Below are 14,882 nucleotides of genomic sequence, written 5' to 3' on the forward strand. Positions count from 1 at the left end.
GCGCCGGTCGCCTGCCGCGCGCTCACGTTCCGCCCTGGGGGCCGGCGCCACCGTTGCCGTCGTGGCGGCGCAGGTAGTCGCTGAGTTCGTCGAGTTCGGCGCGGACCTGGTCGATGCGGGCGGGCGGGGGCGGCGCCTGCCGCGGGGGCGGCGGTGTGGTCCGCGGCGGGGCGTTCTGCGGCACGGTGGTGGCCGTGAACGGCGAGGAGGGCTGCTGCGGGTAGCCGTAGCCTGGGGTCGGGGTCGGGGCGTAGCCGCCGTACCGCTGCTGCTGGAAGTGGCGCACGTCGGCCGCGATGTAGTAGGCGATGACGGCCACGAGTGTGATGAGCAGCAGCGCGAGTCCGGTGTAGCCGCCGGGGGTGTGGATCTCGTCGCCGGGCTCGGTCCCGATCAGCACGATGCTGAGGATGTCGACGGCCAGGACCGCCACGAACAGGCCCCAGTCCACGGACCTGCGGGTGACGACCGCCAGCCGCAGCAGCATCACCCAGGTGAGGAAGCCGCAGGTGAGGACCGACAGGGTCACGAACAGCACGCGCATGGAGACCAGATACCCGGGTGAGGGCGGCTGCTTCACCGGCTGCGTGTAGCCGTGGCCGTGCATGGCTGCTCCTGGTACCTGGAACGGGCGGATGTCGCGTCGAGCGTATAGGCCGACACCGACGGGCGGCCCCGGGTTGTACCGAACCGTTGTCGACCTGATCACTCCGGCCGGCCGGGGGCGGTGTCAGCCGCCGCACTGGCGGAGCATCGCCTCGCGGTCGGGTGCGGTCACCGCCAGTTCGTACTTGGCGGCGACCTGGGCGAAGCGGACCGCGTACGCGCACCGGACCGGCTTGGCCGGCGGGAGCCAGGAGGCGGGTCCGGAGTCGCGCTTGGCGGAGTTGGCACGGCCCTGGACGGGGATCAGGTTGAGCGGGTCGTTGGCCAGTTGCTCGCGCTTGCTCTCCGTCCATCGCGAGGAGCCCATCTGCCAGCTGTAGGACAGCGGCACGACGTGGTCGATCTGGACCTCGCTCGCCTCCTGCTTGCGCCACTCGATGGTCGTGCCGGTGTAGGGGTCGTCGAGGCTCATCGCGACGACCACGCAGTCCGAGCCGGAGCGGAAGCGGACCTCCTGGCCGTCGCGCTTGAGGAGGTCGTTGCGCGTGTCGCAGCCGTTGCGGGCGAGGGGGACGCCGTCGGCGGAGTCCATCCAGGCGTAGCCGAACTCGTCGCGGTCGTATCCCGTCTTCGGGCCGCGGCCCTTGGTCTCCAGGTCCTCGATGAGCCCCCGGGCGGTGGCCTCGGGGCCGTCGCCGGTGACCGGGGCGAGGCCGGGGCCGGTGCCGTCCGGGTTGCGCAGCGGGCTGACGGCCGGTCCGGCGGCCGGGGCGGCGGCGCCGCTCTCGGTGGGGGCGGCCGCGTCGCCCTCCAGGCCCTCGCATCCGCTGACCAGGGCCAGTGCGAGGGCCGCGCCCGCGGTCCATCCGGTACGGATCCTGCTGTGCCGCGTCATGCGCGTCCCTCCCCCGACTCGATCGCTGGTATCACCGTAGCGACGGAGAGGTCCAGACCATAGAGGGCTTAATTGGGCATGTCGGACATACCTGCCGTACCTTCGAAAGTGAGTCACGTCTCGGAAGGAGCTGCTGCATGGGCATCCTCGACAAGGTCAAGAGCATGGCCGGCAAGGACAAGGACAAATCAAGGAAGATGTCCGACGCCGCCGAGCGCCAGGTCAACCAGCGGACCGGCGGCAAGTACGAGAAGCAGGTCGACGCCGCGCAGCAGCAGGCCGAGGGGAAGCTCGGCTTCGGGCGCGAGGGCGGCGACCGGCCGGAGCAGCGGTAGCCGCTCCGCACGTCCACAACCGCCGAAGCCCGTCCACGGGACGTGTCCCCTGGACGGGCTTCGCGTTTCCGCCCTCCGCCACGTCCAGTCCGGCTCGCGCTACGACCCCAGGATCGAGGTCAGGAACTCCCCCACCCAGCCGAGCAGTTCCCGCCCGAGCAGCGGCTTGCCGCCGACCTTCGCGGTCTTCGGGCGCGGTACGAGGACCTGGCGGGTGCCCGCCTTGATGACGCTGCCGGGGTAGAGCCGCTTCAGCCTCAGCTCCTGGGACTCGCGCAACTCCACCGGCGCGAAGCGGATGTTGTTGCCCTGGAGCACGATCTCACCGACGGCGCACGCCCGCGCGAGCATCCGCAGGCCCGCGACCAGCAGCAGGTTCTCCACCGGCTCGGGCAGCTTGCCGTAGCGGTCGACGAGTTCCTCGCGTACCGCCTTGATGTCCTCCTCGCTGTTGGCGGAGGCGATGGACCGGTACGCCTGCAGGCGCAGCCGCTCGCCAGGCGCGTAGTCGTGCGGGACGTGCGCGTCGACCGGCAGCTCGATCTTGACCTCCAGCGGCGGCTCCTCCTCCACACCGCCCTCCAGCGAGGCCCGGTAGTCGGCGACCGCCTCGCCGACCATGCGCACGTACAGGTCGAAGCCGACGCCGGCGATGTGGCCGGACTGCTCGCCGCCGAGCAGGTTGCCCGCGCCGCGGATCTCCAGGTCCTTCATCGCCACGTACATGCCCGCGCCCATCTCGGTGTGCTGGGCGATGGTGGCGAGCCGCTCGTGCGCCGTCTCCGTCAGGGGCTTCTCCGGCGGGTAGAGGAAGTACGCGTAGCCGCGCTCCCGTCCTCGGCCGACCCGGCCGCGCAGCTGGTGGAGCTGGCTGAGGCCGAAGTTGTCGCCGCGCTCGACGATGAGGGTGTTGGCGTTGGAGATGTCGATGCCGGACTCGACGATGGTGGTGGAGACGAGCACGTCGAACTTCTTCTCCCAGAAGTCGACGACCACCTGCTCGAGGGCCTGCTCGGACATCTGGCCGTGGGCGGTGGCGATGCGCGCCTCGGGGACGATCTCGCGCAGCCGGGCCGCCGCGCGGTCGATGGACTCGACGCGGTTGTGGATGTAGAAGACCTGGCCCTCGCGCAGCAGCTCGCGGCGGACGGCGGCGCCGATCTGCTTCTGCTCGTAGGGGCCGACGAAGGTCAGCACCGGGTGGCGCTCCTCCGGCGGGGTGGTGATGGTGGACATCTCGCGGATGCCGGTGACCGCCATCTCCAGGGTGCGCGGGATGGGGGTGGCGGACATGGTCAGCACGTCGACGTTGGCGCGGAGCTTCTTCAGCTGCTCCTTGTGCTCGACGCCGAAGCGCTGCTCCTCGTCGACGATGACCAGGCCGAGGTCCTTGAACTTGGTCTCGGAGGAGAACAGCCGGTGGGTGCCGATGACGATGTCCACCGAGCCCTCGCGCAGGCCCTCCAGGGTCGCCTTCGACTCGGTGTCGGTCTGGAAGCGGGACAGCGCCTTCACGTTCACCGGGAACTGGGCGTACCGCTCGCCGAACGTCCCGAAGTGCTGCTGGACCAGGAGGGTCGTCGGCACGAGTACGGCGACCTGCTTGCCGTCCTGGACCGCCTTGAAGGCGGCGCGGACCGCGATCTCGGTCTTGCCGTAGCCGACGTCGCCGCAGATCAGGCGGTCCATGGGGACCGTCTTCTCCATGTCGTCCTTGACCTCGGCGATGGTGGTGAGCTGGTCCGGGGTCTCGGCGTAGGGGAAGGCGTCCTCCAGCTCGCGCTGCCAGGGCGTGTCGGCGCCGAAGGCGTGTCCCGGGGCCGCCATCCGCGCGCTGTAGAGCTTGATCAGGTCGGCGGCGATCTCCTTGACCGCCTTCTTCGCGCGGGCCTTGGTCTTGGTCCAGTCGGCGCCGCCGAGACGGTGCAGGGTGGGGGCCTCGCCGCCGACGTACTTGGTGATCTGCTCCAGCTGGTCGGTGGGGATGTAGAGCCGGTCGCCGGGCTGGCCGCGCTTGGCGGGGGCGTACTCCACGACCAGGTACTCGCGGGTGGCGCCCTGCACGGTGCGCTGCACCATCTCGATGTAGCGGCCCACGCCGTGCTGCTCGTGGACGATGTAGTCGCCGGTCTCCAGGGTGAGCGGGTCGATGGTCTTGCGGCGCCGGGCGGGCATCCGCGCGCCCTCGCGGCCCGCGGCCTTCTGGCCGGTCAGGTCGGTCTCGGTGAGGACGGCGAGCCGGAGGGTCCGGTCGACGAAGCCGTGGTCGATCGAGCCGCAGGCGACGTGCACGACGGAGGGGCTGAGGGTGCCCAGGTCGCCCGTTTTCCCATGGGACGCAGTGAGCCGGGCCGCGATGCCCTCGCCGCCGAGTACCTCGACGGTGCGGGCGGCCGGGCCGTGGCCCTCGGTGACGTAGACCGCGCGCCAGCCGTCGGCGAGCCAGCCCTTGGTGTCGGCCAGTGCCTTGGCGGTGTCGCCGCGGTAGGTCTCGGTGGCGTGCATGCCGAGCTTGAGGGTGTCGGCCTCGTCGAGGGCGTCGTCGGCGGCGAACGGCGACACCGACCACCACATCATGTCCAGCTCGCGGGCCCGGTCCCGGACGTCGGCGATGGACCACAGGGAGGCCGCGTCGACGTCGATCGGCGCCTCTCCGCCGCCGGCGGTGGCGGCCCAGGACGCCTGGAGGAACTCCTGCGAGGTCGCCACCAGGTCGGCGGCGCGGGTACGCACCCGCTCCGGGTCGCAGACCACGGCCATGGCGCCCTTGGGCAGCACGTCGAGGAGCAGCTCCATGTCGTCGACGAGGACGGGGGCCAGGGACTCCATGCCCTCGACCGCGATGCCCTCGGCGATCTTGCCGAGCAGTTCGCCCAGCTCGGGGTGGGCCTCGGCGAGGGCGGCGGCGCGCTCGCGCACGTCCGGGGTCAGCAGCAGCTCGCGGCAGGGCGGAGCCCACAGGCCGTGTTCGGCGACCTCCAGGGAGCGCTGGTCGGCGACCTTGAAATAGCGGATCTCCTCGACGTCGTCGCCCCAGAACTCGACGCGGAGGGGGTGCTCCTCGGTCGGCGGGAAGACGTCCAGGATGCCGCCGCGGACGGCGAACTCACCGCGCTTCTCCACCAGCTCCACGCGCGCGTACGCGGCTGCCGCGAGGGCTTCCACGATCTCGTTCAGGTCGGCGGTCTGTCCGGTGCGCAGGGCCACCGGCTCCAGGTCGCCGAGGCCCTTGACCTGCGGCTGGAGTACGGACCTGACGGGCGCCACGACGACGGAGACCGGGCCGGTCTCCGGGTCGTCGGGGCGGGGGTGGGCCAGGCGCCGCAGGACGGCCAGGCGGCGGCCGACGGTGTCGCTGCGCGGGCTGAGGCGCTCGTGCGGGAGGGTCTCCCAGGAGGGGTACTCGACGACTCCCTCGGGGGGCAGGAGGGAGCGCAGGGCCGCGGCGAGGTCCTCCGCCTCGCGACCCGTCGCCGTCACCGCCAGGACGGGACGGGACGTCTCGCGGGCCAGGGCGGCGATGGCGAAGGGGCGGGCCGCGGGTGGGCCGACCAGATCGACGTGCATGCGGTTGCCGTCTGCGGCCGCCGAGATCGCTTCCGCGAGGGCGGTGTCCTTGACGACGGCGTCGAGCAGACCGTGCAGGCTCATGGAGGGGGCGCTTTCCGTCCTGGGGTGGGGCAACACGAGTAGCCCGACGCGCGTGGGGCCGGGGGTGTCCAGCGTACGTCGCCTGGCGCGGGTGCGTCGGGGGCTGTGGATGACGCCGGGTGCGGGGTGGGCGGCGTCGCGGTGGCCGTACCAGGGGGCTCCGCACCCTGGACCCCCCGGGCCTATGCCCACCCACCACCCGACTCGGTGGGGGGGAAAGGTGGACGCCCGGGGTGACGGACGGCCCGGTCGGATGGAAAGGGGACGCCCGGAGGGACGGACCGCTCGGTGGGATCGGAAAGGGACGCCCGTAGTGCACCCGCAAAAGAGCCGGCGCCGGGAGCCTCGTGGCTTCCGGCGCCGGGTTCCCCCGCAACCCCCGTGTGCGGTGGCTGTCGGGTGCTACTCCGTCGCGATGGCGTTCAGGACGTTCATGCGGCCCGCGCGGAAGGCCGGGACCAGGGCGGCGAACAGGCCCACGAAGGCCGAGCCGATGAAGACGCCGATGATCGTCGGCCAGGGGATGTCCAGGACGTTCAGTCCCTCCAGGGCGAGGAGCTTCTGCGCCGTGGCTCCCCAGCCCATGCCCAGTCCGAGGCCGAGCAGCGCGCCGAAGAGGGCGATGACGACGGACTCCATGCGGATCATGCGGCGCAGTTGGCGGCGGGAGAGTCCGATCGCCCGCATCAGGCCGATCTCGCGGGTCCGCTCGACCACCGAGAGGGCCAGGGTGTTCACCACACCGAGGACCGCGACGATGATCGCCAGGGCGAGCAGGCCGTAGACCATGTTCAGCAACTGGCCGACCTGGTCCTTCAGCTCCTGCTTGTAGTCGGTCTGGTCGGCCACCTGGTACTGCGGGTAGGCGTCCATGGACTTCTTCAGCGCCGCGTACGCCTGGTCGCTCTTGCCGTCCTCGGCCTTGGCGAACATGATCGTGTTCGGCGGGACGCTCTCGGCCGGCAGGTACTTCCGCATCGTGTCGATGCTGATGTACCGGGCGCCCTGGTCGATGGCTACGTCGTCGCTCGTGATCGCGGCGACCTTGAGCTTCGCGGTCTCGCCGCCCTTGAAGGCGACCGAGAGGGTGTCGCCGACGTGGACACCGTGCTTCTCGGCGTAGTCCGAGCCGACGGACATGGCGTCCGCCCCGTAGGCGGCGGAGAGCTTGCCCTCGGTCGTGGCGCGGCGGACGTCCTCGGCGTAGGTCGGGTCGGCGGCCGTGACGCCGTCGTCGTCGGTCTTGCCGTCGGGCGAGGTCAGCGTGGCGTCGAGCATCTTGTAGCGGGTGACGTGCTCCAGGCCGGGCGTGTCCTGCATCGCCTTCTCGGCCTTCGGCACGATCCGCTGGTTGCCCTGGACGATGAAGTCCGCGCCGACCGTCTTGTCCAGCTCGCTGGTGGCCGAGGCGACCATGGAGGAGCCGACCACGGAGAGACAGGCCACCAGCGCGAGGCCGATCATCAGGGCGGCGCCCGTGGCACCGGTGCGGCGCGGGTTGCGCAGGGCGTTGCGCTCGGCCAGCCGGCCGACGGGGCCGAAGGCCCGCAGCAGCACCGCGCTGATGACCCGGACCACGAAGCCGGCCAGCAGCGGGCCGATGACGACGAAGCCGATGAGGGAGAGCACGATGCCCGCGCCGAGCATCAGCGAACCCTCGCTCGCCTTGTCGGCGCCGGCCGCCGTGAGCAGGGCCGCGGCACCGGAGCCGGTGAGCACCAGGCCGATCAGGCCGCGTATCCAGCCGGCCTTGACGTCGGCCGGCGTACCGGCGTCGCGCAGGGCGGCCATCGGGGAGATCTTGCCGGCGCGGCGGGCCGGCAGGTAGGCGGCCAGGACGGTGACCACGACGCCGAGGACCAGGCCGATCACGGGGGTCGCCGTCTTGATGGTCAGGTCGTCGGTGGACAGGTTCATGCCCGCGGCGGACATCAGCTTCATCAGGCCGATGGCGATGCCGACTCCGGCCGCGACGCCGAGGACGGAGCCGACGATGCCCAGGAGCAGCGCCTCGACCAGCACGGAGCGGTTGACCTGCCGGCGGGAGGAGCCGATGGCCCGCATCAGGCCGATCTCGCGGGTGCGCTGGGCGACCAGCATGGAGAAGGTGTTGATGATGAGGAAGATGCCCACCAGGAACGCGATCCCGGCGAAGCCGAGCATGGCGTACTTGATGACGTTCATGAACTCGCCGATGCCCTCGCGGTTCTCGTCGGAGTTCTCCTTGGCCGTCTGGACCTTGTAGGCGCCGTCCAGGGACGAGGCGACGTTCTGCTTGAGCCGCGTGTCGGAGACACCGGCCTCGGCGGTGAGGTTGAGCTGGGTGAACTTGCCGGTCGCGCCGAGCAGTTCGCTCTGGGCGGTGGCCGTGTCGAAGTAGACGACGGCGGCGCCGGGGTTGGTCACCGTGAAGGAGGCGATGCCGACGATCTCCGCCGTGAAGTCGCCGGTCTGCGCGATGGTGCGCAGTTCGTCGCCGAGCTTCAGGTCGTGCTTGTCGGCGGTGTCGGCGTCGACCATCACCTCGGTGGGCCCGCGCGGGGCGTGCCCGGTGGTGATCTCCATCGACCGGAGGTCGTTCTTCGTCCAGTTGCCGGCGATCGTCGGGGCGCCGTTGGTGGCGCCCACGTTGTCGTTGTCGCTGTTGACGACCGTCACGTTCATCGAACTGACGACGCCCTCGGCGGACTTGACGCCCTCGGTGGCCCGGGCCCGCTCCAGTGCGGCGGCCGGGAGGGCCTCGGGCACGCCGTTCTGCGGGGTGTCCTCGGCCTTGGCGTCCTTCGGCATGACCGTCACGTCGGACGAGGTGACCGCGAAGAGCTTGTCGAAGGTGGTGTTCATCGTGTCGGTGAACACCAGGGTGCCGCACACGAACGCCACCGACAGCAGCACCGCCACCGCCGAGAGCGCCATCCGGCCCTTGTGCGCGAGGAAGTTGCGCATCGAGGTCTTGACGACGGTCATGACGTGCGCCCCCGGGCGTCGAAGTCCTTCATGCGGTCGAGGACGGCGTCCGCGGTCGGGCTCAGCATCTCGTCGACGATCCGGCCGTCGGCGAGGTACAGCACCCGGTCCGCGTAGCTCGCGGCGACCGGGTCGTGGGTGACCATGACGATGGTCTGGCCCAGTTCGGTGACCGAGCGGCGCAGGAAGCCCAGCACCTCGGCACCGGCGCGGGAGTCGAGGTTTCCGGTGGGCTCGTCGCCGAAGATGATCTCGGGTCGGGCGGCCAGTGCCCGCGCCACCGCGACCCGCTGCTGCTGGCCGCCGGAGAGCTGGGTGGGCCGGTGCTTGAGCCGTCCGGCCAGCCCCACGGTCTCCACGACCCGGTCCAGCCACGCCTTGTCGTACTTACGGCCCGCGATGTCCATGGGCAGCGTGATGTTCTCGATCGCGTTGAGCGTCGGGAGCAGGTTGAACGCCTGGAATATGAAGCCGATCCGGTCCCGGCGCAGCCGCGTGAGCTTCTTGTCCTTGAGGCCGGTGATCTCGGTCTCGTCGAGGTAGATCTGCCCGCCGGTGACCGTGTCCAGACCGGCCAGGCAGTGCATCAGCGTGGACTTGCCGGAGCCCGACGGCCCCATGATGGCGGTGAACCGACCGCGGTCGATGTCCACGTCCACGTGGTCGAGGGCGACCACCCGCGTCTCACCCGACCCGTAGGCCTTCACGACCTGCCGCGCTCGCGCGGCAACGGCCGTACGCCCTCCGGTGCCCCCGTGCGTGGGAATACTTACGGCCGATGTCATGTCAAGTCTCCTATGTCGGTCATCGAGTGAGCCGCCGGTGCCCCGTTGGACTGCCGCGGGTGCGCCGTGCCGCTGTCTCGAAGAGTCTGTCCGGAACCGTGGGGCGGGCGCGCTGGTGTTCAGCGCACTCTTTTCCTGGGGAAAACCCCACCCCCACGGGTCCGGTTTGCCGCCCCCCAGCGGCGTAAGGCCAGATTAAGGACGACGCCCGGTCCCTCTCGTCCTCCGCCGGTACGAACCCTCCCCGAGCCGTAGTACGGAGGTACCCCTAGGGGCAGTCCACCCTTCGGTGGAGCGGTCTCAGGGTCGCTCTCCACCCCGAGACGCACCAAGCCTCCACCCTCCCGTCACGTGAGGGGCAAACCAGCACGTCGGCCAGGTCGTACCGACCGACCAGTTCGGCCAAAAGGCAGCGCTCCAGGTGACTGACGAGTAACGTGCGTGGCTCCCCACCCCCCACCTCCCCCTGCGGTCCGCCGCTCGGACCCAGCCGCGCAAGGAGAACCGGGATGTCCTACGACCCGTCCCCGTCGTATCCCCACCACCCCCCACCGCATCACCCCGCACCCCCGTACCCGCCCCACGCCCCGACGCACCACACCCCGTCCCACCGCGCCCCGACCCACCACACCCCGACCCGGCGCGCCCCGCGGCGCGACCCGCTGGGGCACCACAGCGACCTGCGGATCCTGCGCAGCGCCTACCGCTGGCAGCGGCGCACCGCCACGCTCACCGCGCTCGGCTACTTCACCCTGTTCCTGATCCTGTCCGCCTGCGCGCCCGGATTCATGACCGGCACCGTCGCCGACGGACTGCCCACCGGACTGCTGCTCGCCCTGGTCCAACTGCCCGTCACCTGGCTGGCGATCGCGCTCTACGAGCAGACCGCCCGGCGCCGGGTGGACCCGCTCGCGGACCGCATCCGCAAGGAGGCCGAACTGAACGCCCGGCGGGAGGCGGGACGATGACGGAGTTCAGCGGCAACGCGCAGACCATGTCCCTGGTCGGCTTCACCGCGGTCGCCACCGTCACGCTGCTGCTGTGCGTGATGACCGGCCCCGACCGGGACGACCTCGACGAGTTCTACACCGGGTACAGCTCCCTGTCCCCCATGCGCAACGGCCTCGCGATCGCGGGCGACTACATCTCGGCGGCGTCCGTCCTCGGCACCAGCGGCGTCATCGCCCTGTTCGGCCACGACGGTGTCGTGCTGGCGCTCAGCACCGCGCTCTCCCTGATGCTGCTGATGTTCCTGCTGGCCGAACCCCTGCGCAACGCGGGCCGGTTCACCATGGGCGACGCGCTCGCCCGCCGGATGCCCGGCCGCAGCGTCCGCGTCGCCACCTGCGCCGTCACCCTCGCCGCGCTGCTGCCGCTGATGCTGGTGCAGCTCGCGGGCACCGGCCAACTGCTCGCCTTCGTCCTCGGCTTCTCCGGCGAGTCGCTGGAGACCGGGTGCATCATCGGGCTGGGCGTGCTGATGATCAGCTACGCGGCGATCGGCGGGATGAAGGGCACCGCCCTCATCCAGATCCTCAAGATCGTGATGCTGCTCGGCTCGGGCGCCGTGGTGGCCGTACTGATCCTCAACCGCTTCGGCTGGGACCCCGGCGCGCTGTTCGGCGCGGCGGCGGACCGCAGCGGGGTCGGCTCGGCGTTCCTGCACTCGGGTCTCCAGTTCGCCGGCGGGCCCCACCCCGACGCGGACATGATCACCGCGCACCTGACGGTCGTACTCGGCGGCGCCTGCCTCCCGCACATCACCATGCGCATGTACACCGCCTCCTCGGCCCGCCAGGTGCGCCGGTCGATGTCCTGGGCCGTGTCCAGCGTGGCGCTGTTCGTGCTGGTCGTCACGGTCATCGGCTTCGGCGCGACGGCGCTGCTGGGGCGGGCGGTCGTGGCCGCGGTCGACCCGCAGGGCAACACCGCCTACCTGCTGGGCTCGCAGGCCGCCTTCGGTGCGGAGGTGTCCACCGCGGAAACGTTCCTGTTCACCATGGTCACCACGGCCGTCTTCCTCACCCTGCTCGCCTCCGTCGGCGGCATGATCCTCGCCTGCGCCAACTCCCTGGCCCACGACGTGTTCGCCACCCGCGTGCAGGAGATGTCACCGCGCCGCGAGATGGCCCTCGCCCGCGTCTCCGCGCTGGCCGTCGGCGTCCCGGCGATCGTCCTGGCCACCCTGGTGCAGCACCGCAGCCTGCAGCCGCTGGTGACGCTGTCGTTCTGCCTGGGCGCCTCGGCCATCGCCCCCGCCCTGGTCTACGGCCTCTTCTGGCGCCGCTACACCCGCACCGGGATGCTCGCCACCCTCATCGGCGGCTCGCTGGCCGTCCTGCTGCTGATGCCAGGCACCAACCTGGTCTCGGGCTCACCCGTCTCCGCCTTCCCCGAGGCCGACTTCAACTGGTTCCCGTTCACCACGACCGGTCTGGTCTCCATCCCGTTCGGCTTCGCCTGCGGCTGGATCGGCACCATGCTCTCCGGCCGGCGCAAGGCCGAGGAGCAGCGCCGGCAGTACGAGGCGGTGGAGGGGTGGATCCTGGCGGGGGCAGTGCGCAGGGGCGACTGACGACGCGGGACGCGGGGCGGGACGCGGGTGGCCCTACTCGACCGCCCGGCCGGTCAGCGAACTGAGATTGCTGCGTACGGAGGCCATCTGGGCCTGCAGTTCGTCCCACCGCTCCCCGTGCTCGCGCAGCACCCGCTCCGTCTCTCGGACGATCTCCTCCTGCCGCACCCGGGCCTCGGCGACCACCTCGGCCGCCCGGGCCCGGGCCTCCTCCCGCATCCGCCCGGCCGCCTCCCCCGCCTCGGCCAGCGCCCGCTCCGCCTCGCGCACCTCCTGCTCGGCGCGGGCCACCGCCTCCGCGTGGTGCGCGTCCAGCGCCTCGGCCCGCTCCTGCTCGGCCCGCTCCACTCCGGCCAGCCGCTCGGCGTGCTCCCGGCCCTGCTCCGCGAGCGTGTCGTCGGTGCGCGTGCGCGCCTCGCGCAGCACGGACAGCACCTCCCCGCGCCCCGCCTTCACCTCCCGCCGCGCCTGGATCCGCACCTCGTCGGCCTCCGCACGCGCCACGAGCAGCCGCTGCCGGGCCTGTTCGTCGGCCTCGGCGCGCACCACGCCGGCCTGCGCCCCCGCCGCTTCCAGCACGCCGTCGGCGTACGCCCGCGCTTCCCGCATCCAGTCGCCCCCCGCGTCGCGCGCCCGCTGCCGCACGGCCTCGGCCTCCTCCTCACAGAGCCGGAACAACCGCCGCGCGCCCTCCCCGAGCACCTCGTAGTCCTGCGAGGTGAGCTGGGCGACCTCGTCCAGCAGGTCACCCAGGTCCTCCTCCATCTCCCGGGCGAGCACGGTGAGACGGGCGGCCCGCTCCCAGGCCGCGTCGCGGTCGTCGGAGAGCGCCGCGACACACTCCTCCACCTGTTCCGGACGGTAGCCGCGCTCACGCCCGCGTACGGTCACGAATCCGTCGGGAGCCGCCGCTGCGCTGCTCATGCTGATCACCCCTGTGGTGAACCTGCCGCACTAAATGGACTTAACCGACTTTATGGATCGGATGTAAGCCCCCATAATGCGACACACCGCACGCGAAGGGCGGGGCCCGGTCGCCTCACGGCCGACCGGGCCCCGCCCTTCGATACGTCACGAACACCGCCGTGCGGCAGCAGCCCGTCCCGCAGCAGTCCGTCTCACGCAGGCCGTCTCACGCAGCCGTCTTACAGCAGTCCGTCCCACATCTGCTCCAGCAGCACCGACCACCAGCTCTCCGGCGAGCCGAGCGCAGCCGGGTCCAGCGCGGCCAGCTGCGCCTGGAAGTCGACGGTCCAGCGGCCCGCCTGCTCCTGGTTCAGACCGAACCTGAGCCGCCACATCCGGCCCAGCAGCGCCAGCGAACGCGCGAACTCCGGCAGCCCGGAGTTCACGAACTGCGGCGGCACCGGCGCACCGCCCGGCCCCGCCTCCACCGGCACGGCCACGATGGCCGCGGTGCCGTACTGCACACAGATCGCGCGGCCGAAGTCGCTGCCGACGACGAGGTACGAACCCGCGTCCGAGGCCGGCTGCACCCCTCGTTCGGCCGCCAGCTCCGCCAGCGTGGGCACCGGGCGCCCCGGCTGGGCCTGCGCCCAGAAGAACGGCCCCATGTCCATCGGCAGACCCGCGGCCACCAGCGTGTGCGCCACGACCGGCGGCACCCCCTGCCGGGAGACCGCGGCCTGCTCGAACCGGAAGACGCCCGGCCCGAACGCGCCGCCCAGCTCCTGCCCGATCGCCTCCGGCGGAACCGGCGGCGCCGGCTGCACCTGCGGCAACGGAGCGCGCACCGGCGCCGGACGGGCCGGCCCGTCGGCCACCTGGTGCAGCTCGCCCTGGTGCGCGAGCAGTTGCCGCATGCCCTGCTGCCGGCTCGCATGGTCCGTGCCGTACGGGGCGATCGAGGTGATCCTTGCCTGCGGCCACTGCTCCCGGATCATCCGCGCGCAGTACGCGCCCGGCAGCTCGCACGACTCCAGCTCGGTGTGCAGCTCCAGCACCTGGTCCGGCGGGACGTTCATGGAGCGCAGCTCGTGGAACATCTGCCACTCCGGGTGCGGCGTGCCCGGCGCCGAACGCCGGATCAGCTGCTGCTCGGAGCCGTCGTGGGCGCGGTAGCGGAGCACGGCCTGGTAGCCCGGACCGACGGTCGGCTGACCGGCGGGCGGCTGCGGATAGCCGTACGCCTGCGGCTGACCGGGCATCGGCTGCCCGGGCGGCGGCACGGCACCCGGCGGCATCGGCTGCCCGCCTCCGGGGACCCCCGGAGCGCCGGGCGGCGGCGGAGGCGCGCCGACTCCACCGGGCCCGCCGAGCGAGGGCGCGGCCAGCACGGTCTGCGCGTGGTGCACGGCACCGCCAGCGCCGCCCGAGGAGCCCTGCGCAGCGGGCGCACCAGGAGCGGCGGGCGGAGGCGGCGTGCCCGGAGCCGAGGGCGCGCCCGGCGCACCGGGGGCCCCAGGAGCGCCCGGAGCGCCCGGAGTCGCGGGGGCGCCGGGAGGCCCGGGAGGCCCCGGGGGCTGCGGCGCACCGCCACCCGTGCGGCCCGGGTCGGCCAGCATCGTGGCGGCGTGGTGCATGCCGCCCGGCGGCGTCCCACCCGGGGCGCCCGGAGCACTCGGCGGGGGCGGCGTACCGGGCGCCTGCGGACCGGGGGGCGTACCGGGCGGTGTGCCCGGTGCGACAGGGGGCTGCGGCGCGCCAGGCGGAGGCGGCGTGCCCGTTCCACCCTGCGCACCCGAGCCACCCGACTCACCCGAGCCACCCTGCGCACCCGAGCCGCCAGGCGTACCCGGCGCGCCCGGACCCTCGGGCCCGAGCGAAGACACCAACTGCGTAGGCACATACCCGCCGGCCGGCGCACCCGGCGCCGGAGTCCCCGACGGCGGCGGCGTGGCGCCCGGCCGCCCGCCCGGCACACCCGGGGCACCGGGCGGAGGCGGCGTGGTCGGGCCACCGCCACGGCGCGGCGGAGGCGCCGCCTTGCTGGTCGCGGCGTCGGCGATGTCCCCGGCGTCCGGCGCGCCCGGAGCCGGCGGCGCGGGCGTACCCGGAGCCGGGGTGCCGGGAGCACCGGCCGGGGTCGGAGGCGGAGGCGTCGCGGA

10 protein-coding genes are annotated in these 14,882 nt (G+C 72.4%); 3 read left to right on the plus strand and 7 right to left on the minus strand.

Annotated elements, in window-relative coordinates; all coding sequences use genetic code 11:
• Positions 1-22 precede the first annotated feature (22 nt).
• A complete protein-coding gene (locus tag ACFW01_RS30430; RefSeq protein WP_384508984.1) occupies positions 23-607 on the minus strand; it encodes a hypothetical protein in 585 nt (194 codons plus the stop codon).
• A gap of 123 nt (positions 608-730) precedes the next feature.
• Complete coding sequence (locus tag ACFW01_RS30435; protein ID WP_384508987.1) at positions 731-1,501, minus strand: HNH endonuclease family protein; 771 nt, start codon at positions 1,499-1,501, stop codon at positions 731-733.
• Between the two features lie 137 nt (positions 1,502-1,638).
• On the opposite strand from ACFW01_RS30435, the gene ACFW01_RS30440 reads away from it, so the two are divergent.
• Entirely contained in the window at positions 1,639-1,836 is a 198-nt protein-coding gene (locus tag ACFW01_RS30440) for an antitoxin (RefSeq protein ID WP_234961107.1), read from the plus strand.
• A gap of 99 nt (positions 1,837-1,935) precedes the next feature.
• Here the strand turns inward: ACFW01_RS30440 and mfd are convergent, their stop codons facing one another.
• The 3 genes from mfd to ACFW01_RS30455 all read right to left on the minus strand — a co-directional run bounded on the left by mfd (position 1,936) and on the right by ACFW01_RS30455 (position 9,239).
• Entirely contained in the window at positions 1,936-5,487 is a 3,552-nt protein-coding gene (gene mfd / locus ACFW01_RS30445) for a transcription-repair coupling factor (protein ID WP_384508991.1), read from the minus strand.
• Between the two features lie 402 nt (positions 5,488-5,889).
• Positions 5,890-8,454: an ABC transporter permease gene (locus ACFW01_RS30450; protein ID WP_384508994.1), complete on the minus strand. Its 2,565-nt coding sequence runs from the start codon at positions 8,452-8,454 to the stop codon at positions 5,890-5,892.
• Positions 8,451-9,239, minus strand: coding sequence for an ABC transporter ATP-binding protein (locus ACFW01_RS30455; RefSeq protein WP_122617011.1), 789 nt, complete (start codon positions 9,237-9,239; stop codon positions 8,451-8,453). The genes ACFW01_RS30450 and ACFW01_RS30455 overlap by 4 nt, the downstream gene beginning before the upstream one ends.
• A 509-nt stretch (positions 9,240-9,748) precedes the next feature.
• On the opposite strand from ACFW01_RS30455, the gene ACFW01_RS30460 reads away from it, so the two are divergent.
• Together ACFW01_RS30460 and ACFW01_RS30465 are read left to right on the plus strand one after the other, a co-directional pair.
• On the plus strand, positions 9,749-10,207 hold the full coding sequence (locus tag ACFW01_RS30460) for a DUF485 domain-containing protein (RefSeq protein ID WP_234961110.1): 459 nt from the start codon (positions 9,749-9,751) through the stop codon (positions 10,205-10,207).
• Positions 10,204-11,814, plus strand: coding sequence for a cation acetate symporter (locus ACFW01_RS30465; protein WP_234961111.1), 1,611 nt, complete (start codon positions 10,204-10,206; stop codon positions 11,812-11,814). Before ACFW01_RS30460 ends, ACFW01_RS30465 begins: the two co-directional genes overlap by 4 nt.
• A 33-nt stretch (positions 11,815-11,847) precedes the next feature.
• On the opposite strand, the gene ACFW01_RS30470 is transcribed toward ACFW01_RS30465, so the two are convergent.
• On the minus strand, positions 11,848-12,738 hold the full coding sequence (locus ACFW01_RS30470; protein WP_384508998.1) for a cellulose-binding protein: 891 nt from the start codon (positions 12,736-12,738) through the stop codon (positions 11,848-11,850).
• Positions 12,739-12,959: 221 nt separating this feature from the next.
• On the minus strand, positions 12,960-14,882 hold a 1,923-nt coding region (locus ACFW01_RS30475; protein WP_384509001.1), incomplete at its 5' end, for an SUKH-4 family immunity protein.

It is taken from the genome of Streptomyces sp. NPDC058985 (assembly GCF_042740985.1).
Classification (GTDB): domain Bacteria; phylum Actinomycetota; class Actinomycetes; order Streptomycetales; family Streptomycetaceae; genus Streptomyces.